Origin of the sequence: Bacteroides sp. MSK.18.37 (assembly GCF_019129155.2) — a bacterium.
GTDB classification, from domain to species: Bacteria; Bacteroidota; Bacteroidia; order Bacteroidales; family Bacteroidaceae; genus Bacteroides; species Bacteroides ovatus.
In genome coordinates, this window is record NZ_JAHOIB020000001.1 from 4,770,630 (window position 1) to 4,794,873 (window position 24,244).

Sequence of the window (24,244 nt, forward strand, 5' to 3'; positions counted from 1 at the left end):
TTTCTTTACTTTGGTTTAGTGGTTGCCTGTTTGTTTCTACGGACTTGGGCGTCTCCGTTGCGGGTTGGCTGTACCTTGTACCGCCGTGCGCGTGGGTGTCGTCATTTTACGTTTTCATTTCCATTCTTTTTTAGTTGTTATACATAGTTTCGGAAGTCGAACTCCTCGATGTTGTCGGGAATCACGAACACCTTTTCCTTTTGTTGTGTCACGGTCATGTTCACCGTGTCCACGAAAACTGCCATCGCCTTTGCAAGCCTCTCGCTCATTGCTTCATCGGTCAGGCGTTCCGTTATTCTTGTGAAAAGCTCTGTCCCGTCCAGTTCCGTCATGACCTTTCCGGCGTGTCGCATTTCCTCATCGGATGGTGATTCCTTCCATATGGTGTGTACTGCCATGTCAATATCCTCGAAGCTACTTCCCGAAGCCTGCTTTTTGTCAGGTTCTTCATCCTCCGGTTTATCTTCTCCGTACTCCAGTTCCGAGGGCGGGATGCTCGTGAAGGTTTCATCGAGTTTGTCCTCCGGTACTTGTGTCGGGCGTGAGACGGTTTCCGTGTTTCCGTCGTCAAAAGTAGCCTCTTCCTCCGACAGCTCAATGCCTTTTTCCGAAGTGGCGGCTTCTTGCGTCGGTATGGCAGCGGTTGTCCGGGTCGATGCCATCTTGAAACGGCTCTTGCCAATGATGTCCGAGGTGTCTGCGTGAGGTATTTCCTTATCCTTTCCTTGCTCTGCCACCGTACTGTCCAATGACCGCCACAGCCCGGCAATATGTCTGAAGAAACGGATGAGCTTCGTGTCCATGATGCGGTCATAGAACAGCAGAAACAGAAACCACACGTTGCAAGCAACCGATACGATTAAAAACGCCTTTGTCATAATCTTACTTTTTGGGCGTTTTTAATCTGTTCCATGTACTGCTGCCCGTATTGTCGGAAATGGTCGCGGAGGATGTTATCCACAAACTTGCCGATGCTCAAACCGTTTCCCATCCGACTGGTAACGATAGCGACTTTCTCATGAATTTCTCGGCTGATGTATATACATTGCCGCGTTTTGATTTCCGATGCTTGCAGGAAAGTCGAGAGCGGTTTGTCTCTGCCTTTATCCTTGCGGAAGTCAACGTCGGTATTTTCCTGTCCGTAGTCGGTTACACACTTTGCTGCACGGACAGCGGTTCTTTCACTCTTTCCTGTTTGCAGATACTCAGCCTGACGGTTCTTATTTGTTCTTTTCATACTTCTTTGTTGTTTTTGAGTGTTTATAAATTATAGGATTCCATGTGCCGTTTGAACGATTCGGCTATCTCGTCTTGGAACAGCGTGAAATGGTGTGTCAGCACGTTGTCAAGAAATGCCGCGATAGTCACTTCGTTGCCTCCGATTACATGAAGCATCTTCTGTATGCGGTCGTGGTACTCCTTGCGGATATAGACCTGCTTGCCGAGCCTTGCCGTGATATTGGAACCGCATATGAATACTGTGTCATAATCCAATTTTTCCGGCTTGCTGTTCCTGCGCCTGCGTTCCGGCTCCTCTTTGGAGTGCGAGGCGGGTGGAGAAACGGCTTCTTGTATCGCTTCTTTCGGAGGTGGGACAGGAGCGTTCCCGTCCGTGCTTCTCGCTTCCGGCGGAATGCTTGTATCGTCCAGTCGAAATGAGTTGATTACGGCTTCGCTGTCGATGTCCTCGATTCTTGTTTTCTTTGCCATGCCGTTCAGTTTTTGATGATGCCGAGAATCTCATCGACGAGTTTGTCGAGGTTGCTGCCGCGTACCAGTATTTTGTCCGCCGGAAACGCCGTGGAGCGGAATACCGCCTTGCGTTCTGCCGCCGTCTCCTTGCGGAAGCGCTTACTGTCCGGTAGATGTGTTTCCAGAATGGGCAGGGCGAACTCGGCACAGACCTTGTCGTATGCCTTGTAAAGTTCAGTCTTTTCGCGTCCGTCCACCATGTTCCACACGAGGTAAATCCCTTTGATGCCGGACTTGCCCGTGCTTATCATCTGTTCGTTGATGACAGTGGCGAACTTGATGGAACTCTCCATCACCACACGGTCGGCGATGATGGGCGTGAAGATATAGTCCATTTGGGAAATGGTCTGCACCACATCGGCATTGTTGATTGTTCCCGGCAGGTCGAAGAACACGAAATCGAGGTCGGGCTGCGCTGCCACCAGATTTTCGGCGGTCTTTACCGCATCTTCCGCACGGCTGCATCTGATGGTGTACGGGTTCTTCTTCAGTCGTTTGAGCTGCTCATACGCCAGCACCTTGTAATGCCCGTCCTCCATGACGGCTTTCATGTCACGCTTGCGCATGTCATGGATACTGTACTGCGGGAAATCGCAGTCCACCACGGCTACGTTGTAGCCTTTCACATAGTGCAGATAGCTTGCTACAAGCACTGTCAGGGTTGTCTTACCCGCTCCACCTTTCTGCGTGGAGATTGCCACATAAGTTGCTTCTTTCATTTTTTTGATAATTTATTTGGTTATACATCTGTCCGGTGGCGGTAGCGTATTGTCATTAGTACGTACGCACGCACTCCCATTCATTTATTTATTCACTCCTTAATCCGGCTGTGCCTGCGGGTATTCATCGGTTTGTCCAACCGTCCATGCTTTTATCCGTCCGCACGGACGTGTGCTTGGAAAACTATCTGTATACATACACCTGTTTTCAACCGTTTGGATTGATGCCCGGATTGCTGTCCGAACATCTGGCGGAAGGAGTGTATTTTCAGTCCCACATCCGAATCACACTGCAAATAAACAAGGATATTTTGGAACTTGTATCACTTCTCCGGCAAGTGGCAGCACGTTGCGCCGGTTGACACTGATTGTCTGGGTCAAGCCTCTGTCCGACATCGCTTTAAGGGCGTAACTTTGCACCTGAACGGCAGGGTACGCCGCAGGTGGCGCAGCCCGGAGTTTGAAAGAAATCATCCCCAATCCGTCCCCAACGGATTTTTATGTTCACCTGAACATAGCAAGGTATGTTTTCAGCCGCTCAAAATATTTTGAGCATCCCGGAAAACGCCTTGCCCTTGCAGGGGGCGGGCTTACCCTCCGAAGTCGGGAAGCCTCTCAAACCTACGGTGTCTGTGCCATGAAGCGGCGGCTTATGCCGTCAAACCGCTAAATCCAAAGTAATATGAGTGAAAAAAAAAGAAACAAAGGCGGGAGAAATCCCAAACTCGATCCGGCGGTGTTCAGATACACCGTCCGTTTCAGCGAGGAGGAACACAACCGTTTCCTCTCCATGTTCGAGAAGTCGGGCGTTTACGCCAAGTCGGTTTTCCTGAAGGCGCACTTCTTCGGGCAACCGTTCAAGGTACTGAAAGTGGATAAAACGCTGGTGGATTACTACACCAAGCTATCTGATTTTCATGCGCAATTCCGCGCAATAGGCACGAACTACAACCAAGTCGTGAAGGAACTGAGGCTGCATTTTTCCGAGAAAAAGGCGATGGCGTTGCTCTACAAACTGGAGCAACAGACCGTCGAACTCGTGAAACTGAGCCGCCAGATTGTGGAACTGTCTAAAGAGATGCAGGAAAAATGGTCGCAAAAATCAGCGTAGGAAACTCGTTGTACGGCGCACTTGCCTACAACGGGGAGAAGATCAACAAGGAGGAAGGGCGGCTGCTGACGACCAACCGCATCTACAATGACGGTACGGGAACGGTGGACATCCGCCGGGCGATGGAGGACTTCCTCGCCCTGATGCCCGTGCGGTCGAAGGTGGAGAAGCCGGTGGTGCATATCTCGCTCAACCCGCATCCCGACGATATGCTGACCGACACCGAGCTTCAGGACATCGCGCGGGAGTATCTGGAGAAGATGGGCTTCGGCAACCAGCCCTATATGGTGTACAAGCATGAGGACATAGACCGCCACCACCTGCATATCGTGACGGTGCGGGTGGACGGGGACGGCAGGAGCATAGACACCCGGAACAACTTTTACCGTAGCAAGCAGATAACCCGCGAGCTGGAACGGAAATACGGGCTGCATGACGCGGAACGGAAAAGCCGCCGTACCGATATGCCGCTGCATAAAGTGGATGTTTCGGCGGGCGATGTGAAGAAACAGGCGGGGAATGTGGTAAAGGAACTTAACCGCCGTTACCGTTTCCAGACGATGGGCGAATACCGCGCCCTCCTTTCCTTATATAATATGACGGTGGAGGAAGCGCGGGGCAACGTGCGCGGACGGGAATATAATGGGCTGGTCTATTCCGTTACGGACGACAGTGGCAACAAGGTCGGCAATCCTTTCAAGTCCTCGCTCTTCGGGAAGTCCGTCGGCTATGATGCCGTACAGAGAAAGTTCGCCCGTTCAAAAACGGAAATCAAGGACAGAAAACTCGCCGACATGACGAAGCGCACCGTCCTTTCCGTACTGCAAGGCACGTATGACAAGGAGAGGTTCATTGCCACACTCAAGGAGAAAGGTATTGACACCGTGCTGCGCTATACGGAGGAAGGACGCATCTACGGGGCAACGTTCATCGACCACCGAACAGGATGCGTGTTGAACGGCTCACGCATGGGCAGGGAACTGTCCGCCAACGCCTTGCAGGAACACTTCACGCTGCCATACGCCGGACAGCCGCCGGTTCCGCTTTCCATTACCACGGAGGGTCAGGAGGAAACGCAAGCTCCGTCCACTTCCGAATACGGAAGGGACTTGGACGGCATGGGCTTGTTCTCTCCCGAAGGCCCGGCAGTGGACGCCGAGGAGGAAGCCTTCATCCGGGCGATGCAGCGCAGGAAGAAAAAGAAGAAGCGCAAGGGCTTGGGAATGTAATCAGTCAGACAAAGTATCAACAATCAAAACAATTTCAAGGTATGTCACAACAAGAAGACGATTTGAGGGCATTGGCGAAAATCATGGATTTTCTGCGTGCCGTGAGTATTATTTTAGTGGTCATGAACGTGTACTGGTTCTGTTATGAAGCCATACGGCTCTGGGGTGTGGACATCGGTGTGGTGGACAGGATACTGATGAACTTCAACCGCACGGCGGGGCTGTTCCGTTCCATCCTCTACACGAAACTATTTGCCGTCCTCCTGCTTGCCCTGTCCTGTCTGGGGACAAAGGGCGTGAAGGGCGAGAAAATCACGTGGGGGAAAATCTGGGCGGTCCTTGCCGTGGGCTTCGTGCTGTTCTTCCTCAACTGGTGGATACTGGCCCTGCCATTGCCGGTGGAGGCGGTGACGGGACTGTATATCCTGGCCGTTGGCGCGGGCTATGTATTCCTGCTGATGGGCGGTCTGTGGTTGAGCCGCCTGTTGAAGCACAACCTCATGGATGATGTGTTCAACAACGAGAACGAGAGCTTCATGCAGGAAACGCGGCTTATCGAAAGCGAGTATTCGGTCAATCTGCCGACACGGTTCTACTACAAAAAGCGTTGGAACAACGGCTGGATCAATGTGGTGAATCCTTTTCGTGCCTCCATCGTGTTGGGTACGCCGGGTAGTGGAAAGTCATACGCGGTGGTAAACAGTTTCATCAAGCAGCAGATTGAAAAGGGCTTTTCGATGTATGTATATGACTTCAAATTCAGCGACTTATCTACAATCGCCTACAACCATCTGCTGAACCACCCGGAGGGTTACAAGGTGAAGCCGAAGTTTTATGTGATAAACTTCGACGACCCGCGACGCTCGCACCGCTGTAATCCCATCCACCCGGATTTCATGGAGGATATTACGGATGCCTACGAGAGTGCCTATACGATAATGCTCAACCTCAATAAAACGTGGGTGCAGAAGCAGGGCGACTTCTTTGTGGAATCACCTATTATTTTGTTTGCCAGCATTATATGGTATCTCAAAATCTATCAAGGCGGCAAATACTGCACGTTCCCCCATGCGATTGAGTTCCTGAACCGCCGCTATGAGGATATTTTCCCGATACTGACCTCTTACCCGGAATTGGAAAACTATCTTTCTCCGTTCATGGACGCATGGCTCGGAGGGGCTGCGGAGCAGTTGATGGGGCAGATAGCAAGCGCGAAAATCCCTTTGTCAAGGATGATTTCCCCGCAGCTCTATTGGGTGATGTCGGACAGCGAGTTCACGCTGGACATCAACAACCCCGAAGAACCGAAAATACTCTGTGTGGGCAACAATCCCGACCGTCAGAATATCTACGGGGCCGCTCTCGGTCTGTATAACTCCCGTATCGTGAAACTCATCAACAAGAAAGGGATGCTGAAGTCGTCGGTCATCATCGACGAGCTGCCCACGATTTATTTCAAGGGGTTGGACAACCTTATCGCCACCGCGCGAAGCAACAAGGTTGCCGTGTGTCTGGGCTTTCAGGATTTTAGCCAGTTGGTGCGCGACTACGGTGATAAAGAAGCGAAGGTCGTGATGAACACCGTCGGCAATATCTTTTCCGGTCAGGTGGTGGGTGAAACCGCCAAGACGCTTTCCGAACGCTTCGGTAAGGTGTTGCAGAAACGGCAGTCCATTTCCATCAACCGGCAGGATGTTTCCACCTCCATCAACACGCAGATGGATTCACTCATCCCGCCGAGCAAGATTTCCGGCTTGACGCAGGGTATGTTTGTCGGTTCGGTGTCCGACAACTTCAACGAGCGTATCGAGCAGAAGATTTTTCATTGTGAGATTGTCGTGGATGCCGAGAAGGTGAGGTGCGAGGAGAAAGCCTACAAGAAAATCCCCGTCATTACCGACTTTACGGACGGGGACGGCAACGACCGCATGAAGGAAACGGTTCAGGCGAATTACAGGCGCATCAAGGAGGAAGTGAAGCAGATTGTTCAAGAGGAACTGGAACGTATCGCAAATGATGAAAACTTGAAACACCTGTTGCAGCAGAAATAACAGATTCCTTTATATATGAAAAAGGGGATGTGTCAAAACACCCAAAATATGAAAATTACCCCTGTCACAGATATCTGTAGCAAGGGTAATTTTGTTAAAAAGAGAGTTTTGACGCCCTCTTTTTATTCTCAGATTTGAGATGCTTGTTGATGGTGGTAATGGCAAGCGTCAGCAAATAATTTTTCATCTCTGTATCGTCTTTAAGCAGTATGCTGTATTCTTCGGCAAACATTCTCAACAGTCTGGTTCTGAGTTTCGACATTTCTTCACCGAAAGGTATCTGTCGGTTTTCTTGCCAATACTCAATCACTACGGAAGATACCAGCCACTTGAACTCGGATTTCATCTCTTTGCCGAGTTTCTTGAAGCGGATTTGTTCGCTAATTGGCGGCTCGTTGTATGGCATCATGTCTGCCGGGTCATAAACGGATATACTGCCGATACCATAATCCATGATTATCGGTAAATCAGTTTTTACATCATTCTTATGTTTCTTCTTTTTAGCCATACCCGTTATTGTTGCAGGAAACCTTTACCTTTATCAGTAAGATAGTATTTCTGTTGCGGACTCTTGGAGCCTATGGGATAAAGTGAAAGGACCAAACCGGAATTTATTGCCGGATGGATATAGTTCTTTAAGAAATTCCTTTTATCTTTCATTCCCGTTTTCTCCATGATTTCTTTAGCAGAGAGAGTGTTGTTCCCAATAGCAGACAACAGTTTTCCTAACTGTGGGGTTACTGTGGGGTTACTATAGGGTTGCTGTGGGGGTGCTGTGGGGTCTTGTCCTACTGTAGTTCTTGTATAATGAAACACAATCCATACAGCATTGCCGTCGGTATGAAACTCCGGATCCGGAATACCGACACGGCGACATTCGTTTACCATAAGGGCTATGCCACGTCCCCAACTCTCCAATACTGCACTTTTGTACAGCACATTGGCTACTATCAGATTTTGTGGTTCGGAATTGTGGCCACCCAACAGTTTCTCAATGGTAATATCAGGCGGAAATGTTCCGCTGTTTTCAATCTCCACGCGGTCATCATAGATAGCAATCCCGACTGAACTGCCGGGGCGATGGTAAACACGATGTGCAAAAGCATTTATGCAACATTCTCTCAATGCCTTATATGGCACATTCAGTTCCTCTTCTCTGTACAAACCTTCAATTTTACCGGAGAGGGACAAATGCTTGAAGAAAAATGCCATTGCAGCATCCAGCAAGTTGAATATATTGCCTGTCACACGCTGATTATCTAAAAATTCATCTTTTGTCGTTCCTTTGAACCGGGCTAAACGGAGCAGACATTGGGGATAATGGTAGAAGTTTCGTCCGAATAGGACAACGGAAGCATTGTTCAGCTTTCCATCATTCAACAAGTCAAATTTTTCAAGGATGGTTCGGACATCCTCCTGCATAGAACCTTCCGGCAAACGTCCGCCTCTGATTCCTCCACGTACTGCGCCCAAGATTGCCGTTTCGTCAAGGTCGGATATTTTCAAGCTGGGATTTTGCATGGAATCCCAAGCATAGGTTCCGCCTCGCTGCATAACCAACAGGTTGTATATACCCTGCGGCATGGCAGATGTAACGCTCTCTATCCGTTGATAAGCCCTCCCCTTATAGGTGAACGGGCGCATATATCGTTGTTCTTCCGCTGATAAAGCTATAACACTTTTGTTCGTTCCCGGAATGTCTGTATAGGATATATCAATGGTCGCAAACGGCTCGATTCGTCTGATGGTTTCCGCAATATCGCGCTTCGTCTTGTCGCTCACTTCCTGACCGATAATCTTTCCCTTGTCGGTTACACCGAACAGCACCGTGCCGCCCGTACCGTTCAGGAAGGCACAAAGAGTTTCCATTCCACGCTCCAACTGCCCGGTAGTTTCTTTGAACTCAACTGTCCCGCCTTCGGCTCCGGCAATCAGTCCGTTCAATATTTCGAGGTTATCTATTTTCATCCGTCATTGATTAATACTTGCAAAGTTAATGATTTTAATCGGCTTTCCGGCAGATAATAGAGTGATTGTAAATGAAGAAGGATAAGAAACCGTATAATCCGGCCGCTTATCCTTTGTTTGGCATTCGTTTATCTCCTCATCCGCTCCAATTCATCGTCATGTCGCATCTTCGCGTTCAGTTTGTCCTGCATCTTTTCAAGGAAGTAGGTGCGACTGTCGCTTTTCCTGCGTTTGATGTCCGTATAGAAGCGGTAGCAGTCTTTGGACTCCACACCGAAAAAGGAATAGAGGACAGGGGCAAGCTCTTTCAGCGAAGCCTTGCCGCCATTGATGCAGCCGGTGGCGTAGAGGGCATAGATTAGTTCTACCAACTCGACGGCATTACCAGTCCATTGCAGGGCTGGGACTGTGGCTTTGGTTTCGGATGTGGATGTTAGTGGTGGCACGGAGGTAATTGCAGAAGCGGATACCATCTTCTGCATCTTTCGGATGAAGGATAACGCCTTGCGGATATACACAGTGACGACATTCTCCTCCGATGCCGACAAGTTCTGCGGATGGTGCTGTAATTCGATTTCGGCAAAAGCCAACGCCACAATAATATGCTTGGCATCATTGCCGCCGTAGCACAGGTTTATTACTTCCTGCACGAATCCGCCGTATGCCGTTTCCGTGCTACCGTTGTCTTTTCCGTTTATCAGGGCGAAAAACTGTGTTTCCGCCAGTATGAGATGGTTCATTATCTTTTCTGTTTTGAGGGTTTACACTTGTTTATCAGTGTGCGCACACTGATATATGGGCAAATCATAGCCCTAAACACGAGAAAAGATTGTGAGAAAATTGTACTACATTGTTTTTCAGAAAGATAAAATTCAAAAATAATTTTATCCTTGATTGCATCCCTTGTGAAATGTGTTCAGATTCTGAACATGTGTTCACTTTCTGAACACGGAAATTCCGCCAAGATGTTCATAATCTGAACATTTTACGCCCGTGGCTCTTTATGATAGGTAAGCCGGATTACTCCGTCCCTATAAGTTTTGTTCTCCATAAGCCGCCAGTCATTCATAGGTAGTGCTGACTTGAAAAAATGCGCTCCGTTTCCGTCGATGGTTGGAACAACGTATAGTATGATTTCATCTATCACGTTCATCCGTAACAGTCCGTTGGCATATTCGGTATTCCCGGCAGTTACTTCCAACAAATGGCAAATGCTTCCACCTTCCTCTCTCCATTCTTGAAGCACGGATACCGAATAGTCGGATGTCAGCTTATACAGGGCATTGGCACGTATTTCATCCATACCGTAATCTTCGGTTTGAAGCAACCGCTTCCGGGGATGCAGTTTCATCGGACAGCCATCTATTGAGATAACGGCAAGTAATTGTATTTTCGCCATAACGTATTTCCTTTCCTTTTTGGCGAGGCAAAAAAGTAGCGTGCAATTCACACTACTTTCAAGCGATGGCTCTGGTAAAGCCTTTACGGAGAGTACGTGAATGCACGCTATGCGTAAGCATAGCATAAGCATCACGCAATCGTCTCCGTAGTTTCAATTTACCAGATTTTCGCTCGAAACGCCTTGCGGTCTTATGTCTATATCATCGGCGAAAAGTTACCCGATCGCCTGCTATTTTCTGAAATACAATTGCAAAGTTAATCAATTATTGCCATTTACAGCCATACTCCGGTCAGTTTTCTTCATTCAATCCATACTCTACCAATTTATTATACAGCGTTGTCCTGCCGATACCCAGTATCTTTGCAGCCATTTTCTTGTTACCGGCTGCTTGTTTCAAAGCACGCAGGATACGTCCTCTTTCTTCATCCCCGCTCTTCAATGTAAAACAAGCGGAAGTAGCGGACGGTTCATTGTCAAGTTCCAAATCGGCTTCGGTTATCATATCGCCTTCTGATTGCAGGACTGCCGTCTGTATCTTCTGTTTCAACTCGCGCACGTTGCCCGGCCACGCATGGGCGAGCAGGGCATTACGGGCAGATGCGGCAAAACCTTTTACTTTACGTTCCAACTCACGGTTTGCCATTTCACGGAAGAACTCGGCCAATGGCATGATGTCTTCCGGGCAGTTGCGCAAGGGCGGCATGGTTATCACATACTCCTGCAAGCGATAGAGCAAATCCTGCCGGAACCGCTTTTCCGTTACGGCTTTCTGCAAATCCTCGTTGGTTGCAGCCACTATCCTCACGTTGGCTGTTTTGTCCTCCTTTGCACCGACGGGACGGTAACGGCGTTCCTGTATGGCGCGGAGCAGCATCTGTTGCATCTCCATTGTTAGGTTGCCCACTTCGTCAAGGAACAGCGTGCCGCCATCCGCTTCCAGAAAATACCCCGTCTTGTTTGCTTCGGCACCCGTAAACGCACCCTTGACGTGTCCGAAGAAGGCGGATTGTATCAATGACGGGGACAAGGCTCCGCAGTCCACTGCCACAAAAGGTTTATCGGCAAGTTTGCTTTGTTGGTGTATATGTTGTGCGATATGTTCCTTGCCCGTACCGTTCTCGCCCAGTATCAGCACGCTCATCCGGGTGGTGGCTACAAGGCGCACACGTTTCTTGATTTTCTGATAGGCTTCGCCCTGCCGGACGAATATCGGAATGTTCCATTGTAGTCGCTTTTCATGTTCTTTTTGCAGGGTGCGGATAAGCGGTATCAGTTTATCCTCCAACAACTGTTTCTGTATGTAATCCTTTGAGCCGAGCTTCATACTTTCCACTGCCGTATGCACCTCCCCGTAATTGGTCATAACGATAAACACCTGCTGTTTGTCGTTGGCACGCATCCACCGTAACAACTCTATGCTTTCACCGTCGGGGAGGCGTAGGTCGGCAACGACAATATCATCCACCTCTGACTTTGCCAATAGTTTCTTGGCAGTGGCAAGATTATATGCCGACATAGTATCGAAGCTGTCTTTCTTCAGCAGGTTGCAGACATAATCGTTATAGACGGGGTTGTCCTCAATCACAAATACTTTCATCCGACAACCTCCTTTCCTTTTGCGCAAGTTCTATGATAACTGTTCCCATACGAAGCATGGCATCCACGCATTTCCGCAATTCCATTTCGGAACATTCAGATTCTTGATGCAGCAGTTCATACAGGTTCCACAAGGGTTTGTCAGCACGGATAACAGCCCATGAACTTCGCTGACGGTGCATCCATTCGTCCAACGCCTTGCGGTCATTCCTCTCCATGATTTCCCGGACAGCCTGCATATCCTTTTCTGTTTCGGTTATCAAACGGTCGAGCATCGCCCGTTTGTCACCATATGCAAGCAGAGAGGACAAGTCGGGAAGTTCATCCTTGTCCGTACTTGTCAAAAGGCATTTGTCTGATACAGCAACCAGTTCGGAAATGGAAAATGGCTTGAACAGGCAGGCGGTAAATCCATTTTCCAACAGCTCCTCTTCGCTGCAACTGCCGGAGGCGGTCGCCACGACAATGGGAATCTCTTTCGAGTTGCTGACACTTGACGAGCGTAACAACTCCAACACCTCATAGCCGTTAATCTCCGGCATCTTCATATCGGTTATCATGAGGTCGTATGTGTGCTGCCGCATGGCTTCCATTGCATCGCCAATAGTGGTGAACGTGTCGCAATGCACACCTATACCAGCATACATTTCCTTTGTCATGGATAATACCATCGGATTGTCGTCCAATACGATGACAGAATAAGGTCTTTCTATATGAGCCAGACTTTCTGCGGCTGTCTGTTCTTCAAAACCAATATCGGCAGTGTTCATTGGCAACTCCACAGTAAAACGACTGCCTTCTCCTTTTTCGCTTTCCAAGCGTATAGTGCCGCCAAGCATCCCGACTATCTGTTTCACAATGCTTAACCCCAATCCGAAACCGTCTTGCGTGGCGGCGTTGGAAAGCCGCTCGAACGCTCCGAACACTCGCTGTTGTTCTTCCGCACTCATGCCGGTTCCGGTGTCCTCTACTACAAGGGTCAGCCTATTGCCGTCATAGCTTATGACAAGTGAAACGCTTCCGGCATTCGTGAACTTGACGGCATTGCCCAGCAGGTTGTCGCATATCTGTATGATGCGCTCCTTGTCGCCATTCAGGATAATACCCTCCGGGCACTCGATGGTAAGTTTAAGATCTTTTGCTTCTGCTTGTTGCGTAAACTCCGTTTGCAACAGCTCCGCGATGTTTTCCAAACGAAACGGACGGACATTCGCTTGTTCCTTGCCGCTGTCCAAGCGGAAGAAGTCAAGCAGGGAGTTGAGCATGTCGGTCATTCTCTTGGAGGCTTGCAGGATATTGTCCGCATAACCGCTTATCTTTTCTTCTTCGTTGTCCTGCATCAGTTCCGCATATCCATGTATGGCAGTCAGTGGTGTGCGTAGCTCGTGGGTGATGGTGTGCATCGCTTTCTTACGTGAGGCTATCAACGATTCGTTTTGTTTTACGGACTTTTGCAGTTGCCCGATTAAATCTGTTGTCTTACGTTTGTACTGCTTGATGCGGGTGGCATAGCGGTGAATGATGATGTATGAAATAATGAGCAACAGCAGCATGACACCCGTTATGATACCTACCTGCAAGAACGACTTTTCACGCATAGCGGATATTTCCGCCTCACGTTCCTGCAAGTCAGCCTGCACCTTGTGGTCCATCTGCTGGATAAGGGTTTGCAGTTGGCGGTTCAGTTCCGCATTGCGGCTGGCAAGGCTGTCGGCATATTCCGACAGACGATGGCTCTGGGCACGTTGTTGCGCTATCATATCACGGTTCAGTGTGTAGAGCATCGTGGTGGTCGTCGTCGGAGGTGCTTCCTGTTTCTTGCCGAACAACCCGAGAAAACCTTTCCTCCTCTGTTTCTTCGGCTCTTCCTGCCTGCTCGTTTGCACTATCACCGGCACCTGCTTGGCTATCCGGCGGTTGATGTCCGCCTGTTGTTCCAGAGCCTCCATGATGGCGCACAGCCGCTTTTCCTTGTCCTCCAGCAAGTGGCGCACGCTGTCTATGCGCACCGATTCGTAATGGCTCTTGAAGCGGCAAAGCATACTATCCACCGTCATCCGTTGCCGCCGGTATGCCGCCACATCCTTATCGTCCCATTCCAGCACCGACTCGCCCAAAAGAGACAACTCCACCACACCCACATACGCATCGTGTGTTTCCTTGCGGAAGCGGTTGATTTCACGGTTCTCCCGTTCCAGCAACTCCAAGTCGCGCCATTCTCCGAGCCACGTGCAGATGATGCCGCCCACCAGCAGGACTATCAACAGATAGCCTGCGGCAAGCAGCTTGCGGAAATGCTTGGTAGTGGTAACGAATTGTTCGCTCATTTGCTGTTTGTGTAAATACCGTTATTTAAAATACGCATATAGGTCGTGGAACTTCGCAGGTTCATGGATGAGAATGGCGGCCATGCTGCCTATGACCGCCACCAGAATTATATATCCGAATAGAATTCTACTCCTCAATGAAACAACCATTCTTCCCTTATTTACAATTGTTATAATTATTAAGGCATCTGACCACCGGCGATAGGTGGAATTTCTGTTAGTATGGGATTTCTCGGGATTGAGTTAAAAATTCTTTGGCCACGTATGGCTTGACTTGGAGGAGCGTTTTCATTTACATCAAGCCGATAACATCTATCGTTAAATGTTATAATTCCCCAAATACCAATGGTTCCTGGGATTCTCGCCAATCCTTCAGTAGGTTTAAAAAGAACAACATTATCTATTATTCGATTTTTAACCGCCCGATTCCATGATGTTTTAATACTATTGTTAGGCGTTGGAATATGAGCAACATACCTAATGCCATTGTGCCTAAAACTGGCCATATAACACCCCGAAAAACCTGAACTTAAAGTATCTATGCCATTTGAAGCAACGACTGCTATTCTATCCGCAATATATATGACACAGGCATAGTCTAATCTAAGAAAACGATAGTTACGGGTATATCCTTTTATTTGAAATGTCAAATTACTTTGCGTGACAATCGGACGGGTCAAACCTACATTATAAATATTTTGATAATGAAACCGTGCAATATTTGTCATTACTGCTTGACTGTTTGGCAATCTTAATGCTTGAATCAAATTCATATATTTACTTACTGTTACTTTCGTTTGTTATAGGCTCGATACATGATGCCATTATATCCATCAGTTTAGACAGACCTTCGGTCTGCGGCTGCTGACTGGCTGTCACATGTATCTGGTATTTTGCCGTTTGGTTGGTCATGCGGGTGTTCTCGCGGGCGGTCGTGACTTTGCCGCTGATTTCCGCATTTATAAACCAATGTTTTGCAGAAGCTTTTGCCTCTACTTCTGCGTTGGTAGTGCTTTTTACGTTTGATGTATCGGTAACCTCCATCTGGAAATCGACATCCACGCGATCTATGAGCAGGGAAGGAATAGGCACCAATCCTATAAACGGAGCCTTGACACTTTGTGACATTGTTGTCATTTTTCCATCCTGCTGTATCGGTCTTTCGACATCGAATTCAATATACGCGCTTTATTGCCGCTTTTACCATCAAATGCAATTTGCTGGTAGAAATTCCATGCTGTCGCTGCCAATTCCTGTTGTGCTTCGGCTGCTGCAATAAGTGGAGCTGCAATAAGTTCCCGCATGGGAAGCCCCTTGAATTTGTCAGTCACGTTTGAATCTGCTTTAAGAACTGGAGAAGTTTCTCTGTTTTGAGTCTCTTCCAATGCAGCGGAGATAATTTCTTTCGCCTGTCCGCTTACATTTTCATTCAAGTTTTCCGCATTTTCTTGTTGCCCTTGGTTCTTTATTTCTTCTGCCATAACATTTGAATTTTAAAATTGTTAGATATTTTTTACAAAATCGTCAATAATTCGGGAAATGCTCTCCGGAGTCTCCTGAACCTTAAAATTGACGCAAACCTCCATGACATCATCCGCATCCGGTTTTATGTTGCTCATCTGCATCTGGAGATTGGCTCTTTGTGGGCTGGATAACAATAAGTTGTTTTCTGGAATCTGTGATTCCACGCTTCCGACCTTCGCCTTGAACTTTATCTGCACATTATCCATCGCAAGATAATGATGGGATATCAAAGCTATAAGTGGAATATCAATAGTCTTGTCTCCAACCATGATTTTTTTCGATTGGAACGTATTTGCGTTATTTGCATTTGTTCCTTCAAAAAGTCTGGTCAGATTTTGTATCTGATGATTCTGCAATGTATCTTGTGCACAGTTTACGGCGTATTGCAAACCATTCATAATATCAGAGAATGAATTGGTTTGAACACTGTCCGGCTCATCGTCATTATTTTTCTTGTCTCTGTGAAAAAGTCCCATGTTTTTAATTTAATTACTTGATTTGTTGCCTTTAATGAGCACCAATCTTGGCAATGTCCGGCTTACAGCTTCCATATTTACACTGGAGTCTATATTATTATTAACAATGCCTTGATGCCAAAACCTATATGGTGGATTCTCCGTGTGTTCCATCACGTCCTCCTTTTTTTATTGGGGTTATACTTCGGTTAATGTTCGTTGCGGGCGGAACATTTCCGCCAGCAACGGCTTACTGTTTCCTCAAGGTAGGCAATGCTCCGTTAAGTTCGTAACGCCACTCTGAGCCTGCGTTCTGCAAGGCGGTGTTCATGGCATCAACGGCGTTCTGCCAGGTAACGACAGAGCCGTCCACCTTCGTGGCTCCGGTGCTTTCCCTATTGTAGCCGATGCCTTGTTCATGATTGTTCTTCCAATAGCCGGCGGTCACGGTGGTGTAGTTATTTCCCAAAAAGCCGCCGATATGCATATAGCCAGTGCTACTACCCGTACTGGTTACGTTGCCCGTGGCATAGCAGGCAAGGAGGCTGCTTCCTGCGTTCATTCCCACCAGACTGCCGCCAGCGATATTCTTTTTGGGGTCCATTTCTATGATCACGTTGCCTGTGGCATAGCAAGCGGTCAGGGTGGCACTCGAATTCGTCTGACCTGCCACGCCGCCGACATCAACCATTCCCTTCACTGTGGCAGAGGAACTGCATCCGGTGATGGAACCGCCTATTTGAACACCCACCACACCGCCGACATACACCGTGCCGCTGACGCTGCCCGACACCGAGCAGTTTTCAATGGTGCCCCAGCCAGATCCTACCACGCCGCCAATACTGCCGCCATATATTTGATGGCTTGTTATCTGTACGCCCTCCATCACCACGTTCTTCACCGTACCAGCTCTATTGAGCCAGCCGAACAGACCCGCATATTCGTCATTTGTCGTAAAGGTCAGCCCCGTGATGGTATGGCCGCCGCCGTCGAAGGTGCCTTTGTATGAGTTGTCGTAGTCTGTGCCTATCGGCGTCCAGTCTTTGCCGGTGAGGTCAATGTTTTTGTCGAGGGTAATGTTAATGTCGGTCTTACCTCCGTTCACTAATTTGGCTACATTCATCAAGCCATCGGCGGAGGTCACGGTGTAGCTGCCGTTGCTCTCTATGGTATAGCCCAGGTCTTTTGCCGCAGCGAGGGAGACGGTGTAGGTATATTCACCGCCCGCCTGCCAGTCGGTAGCATTCTTCATCTTATAAACGAAGGTCTTGCCGTTAGTGAAGGTGCAGACGATGAAGGCCGTGCCAGCTGCCACATTTTGCGGGGCTACGATGGCGGTGTAGGTGTTGCTGCCCTTGTCATACGGGACGATTATATCCGGGTTGTCGCCTTCGGTGGAGAGGCCCGTCAGCTGCACGGATGCCAGCCCCTCGGTGTAGTCCGTCAGAACGATGGTCACCCGTGCCGTGCGGTGGGTGAAGCGGAGCGTGGGGCTACCGTAGGTCACCGTCTGTCCGTCGGCTACGATGAGGTCGCTGCCCTCAAAGTCTTTCTGGGCACTTTGGTTGGCTTTTACCTTTACCGCAGGCGGAGTTGTCTCGCCAGCGGTGTAGGGCCACCACGCCGTGACGGTGATGTCGTTGTGGTTGGTCCAGTAGTACGGGTCGGTGGAGGTCAGTGTGGCGCTGGTGGGGTCGGCGGTGGAGGGCGTCACGTTGTACGTCTTCACCATGCCGTCCATCATGACTGCCACGCTCTGCACACCCGTCCAATTGCCATCCGCTGGGGCACGGGTGCCGGCGGTGGCTGTCGCGGCGGGGTTCAGCCCCGTGGCGGTGAAGACGATGGGTGTGCCTTCCGCCCCTTCTGGTAGGAAGCCCGCTTCGTCCTGTGTGCAGGCGGCAAGGCCGAGCAGCAGGGCGATGGCTGCGGATATATGGATGGTTGTTCGTTTCATGATGCGTGTTGTTTAGGGGTTGTTATTGTTTCTTTTGCAGTACGGGCAGACCGTCTGTGCCGAGTGCCCACTGGTAGTCATTGTCGGTGAGGGCGATGTTCATGCCGTCGACGGCTGTCTGCCATTTCACGGTCGCGCCGTCCACCTTCGTGGCATCTACCGTTCCTCCAAAATTACGGAATTCTCCTCGCTCGGCATTGCCTCCCCAATAACAGGAAGTTATAGTATTGTAGTTGAAACGCACTATAGCTCCAGATTCATAATCTTTCAATGTGCCGTCAAACCAGCAAGCTGTGATACTGCCATAATTTGAACCGGCTATACCACAAGTTCTACCATATGCAGAAATTTTTCCCGTCACAGAGCAGGCAATGATTTGACCCTCATTTTGCTCCACTATTCCAGCTGCTGATCCACTACTGCCATACAGATTCACATCTATGAGTTGTAGGTTCTTTATCACACCACGTACATTTAATAACCCAAAAAGTTCAGTAGTCGCTGCTGAAAAGTTTAATCCCGTAATGCGGTGTCCCTGCCCATTAAAGACGCCGGAGTAGCCAGGCCATGTGTCTATCCGTGTCCAATCCCTACCCGTCAGGTCGATGTCGGCGGTGAGGGTGCAATTTATCGATTCGTCCTTTTGTGCGGCTTTGTTCCATGCCAGTAGGCCGTCAGCGTTATAGACCATGTAACTGCCGTCGTTCTGTATAGAATAGCCCAAATCCTCAGCCTCGCCGCTCTCGCCGCCGCCGTCAACCCAGCTGCCGATGGTGCAACCCTCTAACGTCAGGCCGGTGGTGTTCACCTTAACGGTATATTTATAGCGGCTGCCCGCTTCTAATACGACGTTGTTCTGCGGACGGAAGTAGAAGGTGCCGCCGCCGAGTTCCACCTTGACGAACGGTTTGCCTGCCGCAACGGTCTGCGGGGCGGTCAGTGCCTCGTAGGTGTTGCCGCTTGCGTTGTAGGTCTTGATGGCGGTCGGGTTGCCGTTATCGGCGGACAGGCTCACGAGGCTCACCGTGGCACCAGCGACGCTCGTGAATCCCGTGCCGGGCTTCAGTTCGATTGTCACGCGTGCCGTGCGGTGGGTAAATTCAAGAGTCGGGTTGTTAAATTCCACCTTCCGGTTCTCAGCAGAGATGAAATCGCTGTTTTGGAAGTCAGCCAGTTTGCTTTGGTCTTCTGCCACCTTCACGGCAGGCATCTGTGTGATGTCAGCCTTGTCGAAGGGGCACCATGCCGATACGGTAATCGGGTCGCGGCTGGTCCAGTAGTACGGGTCGTTCTCGCGTGAAAGCGTGGCACTCTTGAAATCGGTAGAAGCCGTTACGGTGTATTCCTTTACCGCATCGCCCATCTTGAGTGCCACGGAAGTGACGCCCTGCCAGTCGCCGTCCACAGAGGCACGGGTGGAAGGGGCTGCCAGCGGCGTTGCTTCTACGGACAATCCGGTGGCACGGATGACGACGGGGCATTCACCTTCGGGCAGACGGTTATCGCCAGCAAGTTCGTCCTGCGTGCAGGCGGCGAGGGCGAACAGCAGTGCGGTGGCTGCGGGGATAAATAATCTATGTCTCATAATTCTTCATTCTAATCGATTAATTATTAACATCCTACAGGTCAGCACCCACATCTCCACCGTCTATATCGTTCCACTTTGCAATGGTGGCTTCGCTGACTTCAAGGACTTTGTTGCGTACCTTGACGGTATAGGTATAGTTGTTGCCCGCCAGCAGTGCGCCATCGGGCATGGTGAGTGTGGCATGATATTCCTGACCTTTGTAATTCACAACCAACGGCAGGGATGCAACTGTCTGCGGGAAGAGGATGATCGATGACGTGAGATTGCCGTCTGCCAGATTCATGGTCAGTTCTCCGGTCTGTAGTCCGTTGTCTGCGGTGGCAATACCGTCGGCCGTGTTGAACGTACCGGTGAGTAACAATCCGTCCAGCGTGTAACGTTCAGGCTTGACCACGCTGAAATTCACGCCGTCGCCCGCCTCGAAGGTAAGGGTTATCTGGCTCATGCGGTGGTGGAAGGAGTTGTCTTCACCGCCTTTGGCGGTTTTGTCGGTGAAGCTTACTACCGGGTTGTTTTTGTCTCCCGTGGCTCCTGAAGCAAAGAGGAAGTCGATGGCAGGCTGGTTCTGCTGCGCCGTGGCATCGGTCGTGGCTGTGAGGATGCCTCCCGCCGCGTTGTACGGATAGTAGGCGCGGAAAGTATGGGTCTTTGCATCTTCGATATAGATAACCTTTCCTTCTGCCTCAAATTTCCCGTTTTTCAGGATGAAAGGCACGTTGCCGTACTGGGAATCGTTGCCGATGTCGGTGATGCCGATACGGTCGCCGCCAGTCCAGGTGGTTCCGCTGGCGCGGGTGGCGGGGGCGATGTTGGCGGTAAACTGGGCGGCCACGGGGTCACCGTTCAGGTTCTCGTTGTCGTTGTTGCAGGCTACCAGTGCGAGGGCGAGCGCTGCAAGTGTAAAAAATCTTGTCTTCATTATGTCTATAATTTTATTATTTACAAATCAGCATTTACATCATCACCTTTCACTTCTTCCCAGCCGTTGATTTCGGCTCCGTCCACTTCCATGCCTTCGGGTGTCTCAACCAGCGTTCCGCCGAGGGTCAGCGATTTGCCCTTTCTGGTGTTGAACTCCTTGAGAGCTTCCGTGAGGTCGCTTTTCAACGTGGTGGGGCTCGGGTTGCCGTCCGCATAGCGGATTTCAGCCGTCAGCAGTTGTTCCGTGCCGGTCACACCCAGCAACCGCACCGTGGCTTTCCACTTGCCGGCATCGTCACCTTCGGTTATCTTGGTGAAGGGCAGCACGACGTTTGAAGCGGTTCCGTAGGTATCGGTAGCGAAATCGAGTGTTCTGGCTGCACCCGTCAGATGGGCAACAATCTCCGTGATGCGTCCGGCGGCATCACCCGTCGGTTTGACGACAAGCGTCAGTTCGCGTACCTGCTGCTTCATTGCAGCGGTCAGCGGATAGTCCTTGTCTTTCTCGATGCTCACCTGTTTCGTATAGGTGAAGAACCATCCCGGGGCATTGTTCACAAAGGCATCCGTGCCTGCCCGGTTTCCCGTGGCTGCGGCAATGGTGGCGGTGGTACCATTTACCGTGATTCCTTCAGCCGGGTTCCACACCGCAAGGGTGTAGCTGCCCGGAGCAAACAGATGGTCGGGGGCATGGGTGGCGGAAGTCTCCGTACCCGTATAGTCGCCCATGGTGACCGTCCACGTGGCAGGTATGTTGATACCCTCACCGCAGGCCGACCAGTCGGCTGTCACCGCAATTTTCCCATAGTCGGGATGCGGCGTGTCATAAAGCGTGTCCTTCACGCAGGAAGAGAGCAGCACGGCGGCTGTCATTCCTACCATATTTATATATTGTCTTGCTTTCATACTCTATTCCTCCGTATTAGAATAACTTCCATACCAATGTCACACCGGCGTTGATGGGGCCACACCAATTTTTTGTCTCGTTGCCACAGCGCACGCGCACACCATCGATGACTTCATATTTTTCGAAATCGGCATTCAGGTAGCCCAAGCCAAGGTTGAAATCAAGAGTCAGTGCCTTGTTCAGCCGTAGCTGATAGCCGGTGGTGATGCCGCCACCCATCAGGTCGCCCTGCTTGCCTGTTTCGGAGATCTTGTAGTTGAACTGTCCGGCCTTGAACATCGCCCCCAGATACCAGGCTTTCTTCTCACCCATGTAATAACGTATTTCCGGAACCACTTCCCAGAGTGCATAGCGGCGGTCCTTGTCGCTCCACGTCCAAGAAGTCCATGAGCCGTTTACGGCAATGCCACACGACGGACAGATGCGCCATTCAAGTCCTAAATCGGGTGTCAGGGTAGCCCAGCGCAATAGGTTGGCACGCAGGGAGAGATGATAATCATTTGTGATTTTAGTTTCCGACGGCGTGCCGGCAAGTGTATTTTGTAGAGCGGCTTTCTCGGCTTCTGCCTTTTCAGCGGCAAGTCGGGCTTCTTCCGCCTTGCGCTGCTCTTCGGCACGCCGTTCCTGTTCGGCACGCGTCTCGGTTTCTAAGCGTTCGGCTTCTGCCCTGCGTCGCGCTTCCGCTTCCGCATCCATCGCGGCTGTTTCCTTTGCGGGTACCGTTAGGCGCACGATTACAAAATCACCCCCTGTCGCATGATTGTGGGTAATGAAGTTTTCTTCCTTGATTTCCGCACGGATAATCAGTTCGGATTTCACACGGTTGGCACGGATCTTCGCCGTGGCAAGGTTCTCGGTTTCACTGCCCAGCGAGTTGCAGTAGCCGTCAACCAGCAGCGGCAGCCTGCCGTCAAGAATGTCCGTTCTGTTGCGCTCGATGCATTCCAGCAGACGGGCAAGTTCCGTGTCATTGCCATTCCAAGGCACGTAGAACATGTCCTTCTGCGGAACGAACCGGAAGGTGTAGGTCGTGTCTGCTTTCTGCTGCGCAATGACAGGAAAAGTTACCGTCATCAGCCACAGAAACAGGGTGAGAAAAGTGATTTTTCTGCTCATATAAACTTGAATTTATTATCTTTGTCTTCTCCAAAGGTAATAAATGCCATTCAGCGCCCAAAATATTACAAAAACTTTTTCTGTTGAAATACAGCGTTTTTATAAAAATTGTCGTTTGAGCACTTTTCAAATTGTCGTTTGAGCACTTTTTTTTGTCGAATTAGCACTTTTTTGTCGCTTGAGCACTTTTTGAAAATGAGCTTCTGAGACCTTTTTCATCGGCTTTTTACCACACAAATTATTCCAGATTTGCTTTTTTCCACTTGCCAGGCGTACATCCTTCCTTCTCTGTAAATGATTTGATAAAGTTACTGCGGGAAAGAAAACCGGAAGACTCAGCCAGCTTCTGTATATTGATTTCCGGATGCTCCTTCAGTATGTTTTTCGCATACTCCAACCGGAGACCGGTTATCCATTCGCGGAATGTCATTTTATACGTAGTCTTGATATAAGCGGAAAGATAGGTACGGTTCGTATGAAGTATTTCGGACAGTTCTTTTATGGTAAGTCCCTGCTGGACATAGCCGTCTGTCTTTATCCAGTTGGCCACTTTCTCTATAATTTCTGTATAGGACACTGGAACTTCTTTCTCAGAAACTATTTCAGGTTCTGTTTCCGTATCTGTCAGAAGTTCTTCTTCAGACTGTATATCTTGCTCAAAAGCATTTTCCACCTGTTCATAGAACAGCAGGTAGTTCTGATAGCTGTAGAAAAGATAGCTGTAGAACGGTATTGACGACAAAATCCAGATAAAAACATATTTGTCTGGCAGAAATGTCAGCAATCCGCATCCGACACCGAAGATAACAGCCCAATAAGTGAATATGGAAAGCCATTCGATATATGTGCCTATATCATCCGCCTGAGTTTCATTGAAAATCCGAATGGCTCTACGATATGCAATTATGACTCTGCGAGCTAAAACGACTCCAAAAACGATTAACCAGACAGCTAAAGCAAATAAAGAGATTTTTTGCATGATTCCGCTTGGCAACAGGAACAACACAACTCCGGAAAGAGTTGAGAATATAATCCATAAAATGATATGTGTCCACACACGCCGTTTGGTAATGTAAAAACAATCAAGCAACATTATCAATGCCGAACTGAACAGAGAATAGCACAGGAAGTATGTGGACATGTTCATCAATATGGAAGAATCCGCATTTTTGAATCGAATACCAAAGAAGAAATGTACCGAATAATTTGCCGAAAGCAGCAGCATAGCTATACCCATAATCTGTCGGGAGCGGAGATAATTCTTGAAAATTTTCTTTTCAGGAGTCTTTGCAAACAAAAAATAAAAGCCGAAGAATAACATCAACGGCAGTGCGGTATAAAGTGAAAAACTGTATATAGATATAGATGGCTCCATTGTTATGCTTATTTGATTTTGATACAAAGTTACGTCTTTTTCTTCACAAATAGACACATAATCTATGATTTAACGTTATAGATTCGGTCATATTAGATTGAAAAATTATTAGAATTAAAGCCAGTGGTGAAAAATTCAACCACTGGCTTTTTCTGTCAAGACTTCGATATTAAAGTTTTACACCTTTGGATTCCGATAAACCGGGTCTCCCTATAATTAAATGACTGCGTACAAAGTCCACGTGCG

At 49.2% G+C, this 24,244-nt stretch carries 22 protein-coding genes and 1 pseudogene; 4 read left to right on the forward strand and 19 right to left on the reverse strand.

The window, feature by feature from the left end:
- Window positions 1-137: 137 nt before the first annotated feature.
- From KSX81_RS18235 to KSX81_RS18250, 4 genes are read right to left on the reverse strand one after another with little or no spacing between them, the layout of a single operon-like run.
- A complete protein-coding gene (locus tag KSX81_RS18235; protein WP_049100628.1) occupies window positions 138-878 on the reverse strand; it encodes a hypothetical protein in 741 nt (246 codons plus the stop codon).
- Window positions 875-1,264 (reverse strand): DUF3408 domain-containing protein, encoded by a 390-nt coding sequence (locus tag KSX81_RS18240; protein WP_317197081.1) that lies wholly within the window; start codon window positions 1,262-1,264, stop codon window positions 875-877. Before KSX81_RS18240 ends, KSX81_RS18235 begins: the two co-directional genes overlap by 4 nt.
- Window positions 1,261-1,710 (reverse strand): DUF3408 domain-containing protein, encoded by a 450-nt coding sequence (locus tag KSX81_RS18245; RefSeq protein WP_004311202.1) that lies wholly within the window; start codon window positions 1,708-1,710, stop codon window positions 1,261-1,263. The genes KSX81_RS18240 and KSX81_RS18245 overlap by 4 nt, the downstream gene beginning before the upstream one ends.
- A gap of 5 nt (window positions 1,711-1,715) precedes the next feature.
- A complete protein-coding gene (locus KSX81_RS18250) occupies window positions 1,716-2,471 on the reverse strand; it encodes a ParA family protein (protein ID WP_005643916.1) in 756 nt (251 codons plus the stop codon).
- 232 nt (window positions 2,472-2,703) lie between these two features.
- On the opposite strand from KSX81_RS18250, the gene KSX81_RS18255 reads away from it, so the two are divergent.
- The 4 genes from KSX81_RS18255 to mobC all read left to right on the forward strand — a co-directional run bounded on the left by KSX81_RS18255 (window position 2,704) and on the right by mobC (window position 6,862).
- The gene (locus KSX81_RS18255; RefSeq protein ID WP_072066744.1) at window positions 2,704-2,883 is read left to right on the forward strand and encodes a hypothetical protein; all 180 of its coding nucleotides are present in this window, start codon (window positions 2,704-2,706) and stop codon (window positions 2,881-2,883) included.
- 270 nt (window positions 2,884-3,153) lie between these two features.
- Window positions 3,154-3,582, forward strand: coding sequence for a conjugal transfer protein MobA (mobA, locus tag KSX81_RS18260; RefSeq protein ID WP_005776212.1), 429 nt, complete (start codon window positions 3,154-3,156; stop codon window positions 3,580-3,582).
- The gene (gene mobB, locus KSX81_RS18265; protein WP_008781210.1) at window positions 3,561-4,811 is read left to right on the forward strand and encodes a conjugal transfer protein MobB; all 1,251 of its coding nucleotides are present in this window, start codon (window positions 3,561-3,563) and stop codon (window positions 4,809-4,811) included. Before mobA ends, mobB begins: the two co-directional genes overlap by 22 nt.
- A gap of 41 nt (window positions 4,812-4,852) precedes the next feature.
- Window positions 4,853-6,862, forward strand: a complete 2,010-nt coding sequence (gene mobC, locus KSX81_RS18270; RefSeq protein WP_152635408.1) for a conjugal transfer protein MobC — start codon at window positions 4,853-4,855, stop codon at window positions 6,860-6,862.
- 94 nt (window positions 6,863-6,956) lie between these two features.
- Here mobC and KSX81_RS18275 read toward each other — a convergent pair whose 3' ends face one another.
- From KSX81_RS18275 to KSX81_RS18345, 15 genes and pseudogenes are all read right to left on the reverse strand, one after another.
- Entirely contained in the window at window positions 6,957-7,370 is a 414-nt protein-coding gene (locus KSX81_RS18275; RefSeq protein ID WP_195622971.1) for a hypothetical protein, read from the reverse strand.
- Between the two features lie 5 nt (window positions 7,371-7,375).
- Window positions 7,376-8,830: an ATP-binding protein gene (locus KSX81_RS18280; RefSeq protein ID WP_118409805.1), complete on the reverse strand. Its 1,455-nt coding sequence runs from the start codon at window positions 8,828-8,830 to the stop codon at window positions 7,376-7,378.
- A 128-nt stretch (window positions 8,831-8,958) separates the two neighbouring features.
- Window positions 8,959-9,570: an RteC domain-containing protein gene (locus KSX81_RS18285; RefSeq protein WP_004309735.1), complete on the reverse strand. Its 612-nt coding sequence runs from the start codon at window positions 9,568-9,570 to the stop codon at window positions 8,959-8,961.
- Between the two features lie 245 nt (window positions 9,571-9,815).
- Window positions 9,816-10,229: a hypothetical protein gene (locus KSX81_RS18290; protein WP_004315319.1), complete on the reverse strand. Its 414-nt coding sequence runs from the start codon at window positions 10,227-10,229 to the stop codon at window positions 9,816-9,818.
- A gap of 292 nt (window positions 10,230-10,521) precedes the next feature.
- Window positions 10,522-11,829 (reverse strand): sigma-54-dependent transcriptional regulator, encoded by a 1,308-nt coding sequence (locus KSX81_RS18295; RefSeq protein ID WP_217726170.1) that lies wholly within the window; start codon window positions 11,827-11,829, stop codon window positions 10,522-10,524.
- Window positions 11,810-14,155, reverse strand: coding sequence for an ATP-binding protein (locus tag KSX81_RS18300; protein WP_217726171.1), 2,346 nt, complete (start codon window positions 14,153-14,155; stop codon window positions 11,810-11,812). Before KSX81_RS18300 ends, KSX81_RS18295 begins: the two co-directional genes overlap by 20 nt.
- A gap of 179 nt (window positions 14,156-14,334) precedes the next feature.
- Window positions 14,335-14,928, reverse strand: a complete 594-nt coding sequence (locus tag KSX81_RS18305; protein ID WP_217732871.1) for a hypothetical protein — start codon at window positions 14,926-14,928, stop codon at window positions 14,335-14,337.
- 4 nt (window positions 14,929-14,932) lie between these two features.
- Window positions 14,933-15,636, reverse strand: a pseudogene (locus KSX81_RS18310) (DUF2589 domain-containing protein).
- Window positions 15,637-15,657: 21 nt separating this feature from the next.
- The gene (locus KSX81_RS18315) at window positions 15,658-16,155 is read right to left on the reverse strand and encodes a DUF2589 domain-containing protein (RefSeq protein ID WP_005680436.1); all 498 of its coding nucleotides are present in this window, start codon (window positions 16,153-16,155) and stop codon (window positions 15,658-15,660) included.
- Window positions 16,156-16,384: 229 nt separating this feature from the next.
- The gene (locus tag KSX81_RS18320) at window positions 16,385-18,091 is read right to left on the reverse strand and encodes a fimbrillin family protein (protein WP_149990488.1); all 1,707 of its coding nucleotides are present in this window, start codon (window positions 18,089-18,091) and stop codon (window positions 16,385-16,387) included.
- Window positions 18,092-18,113: 22 nt separating this feature from the next.
- Window positions 18,114-19,676 (reverse strand): fimbrillin family protein, encoded by a 1,563-nt coding sequence (locus KSX81_RS18325; RefSeq protein ID WP_332058665.1) that lies wholly within the window; start codon window positions 19,674-19,676, stop codon window positions 18,114-18,116.
- 34 nt (window positions 19,677-19,710) lie between these two features.
- Window positions 19,711-20,598: a fimbrillin family protein gene (locus KSX81_RS18330; protein ID WP_004302137.1), complete on the reverse strand. Its 888-nt coding sequence runs from the start codon at window positions 20,596-20,598 to the stop codon at window positions 19,711-19,713.
- Between the two features lie 20 nt (window positions 20,599-20,618).
- Entirely contained in the window at window positions 20,619-21,506 is an 888-nt protein-coding gene (locus KSX81_RS18335) for a FimB/Mfa2 family fimbrial subunit (RefSeq protein ID WP_137569037.1), read from the reverse strand.
- Window positions 21,507-21,522: 16 nt separating this feature from the next.
- Window positions 21,523-22,623 (reverse strand): DUF3575 domain-containing protein, encoded by a 1,101-nt coding sequence (locus KSX81_RS18340; RefSeq protein ID WP_217731702.1) that lies wholly within the window; start codon window positions 22,621-22,623, stop codon window positions 21,523-21,525.
- Between the two features lie 238 nt (window positions 22,624-22,861).
- Window positions 22,862-23,944 (reverse strand): helix-turn-helix domain-containing protein, encoded by a 1,083-nt coding sequence (locus KSX81_RS18345; RefSeq protein ID WP_077155676.1) that lies wholly within the window; start codon window positions 23,942-23,944, stop codon window positions 22,862-22,864.
- Window positions 23,945-24,244 lie beyond the last annotated feature (300 nt).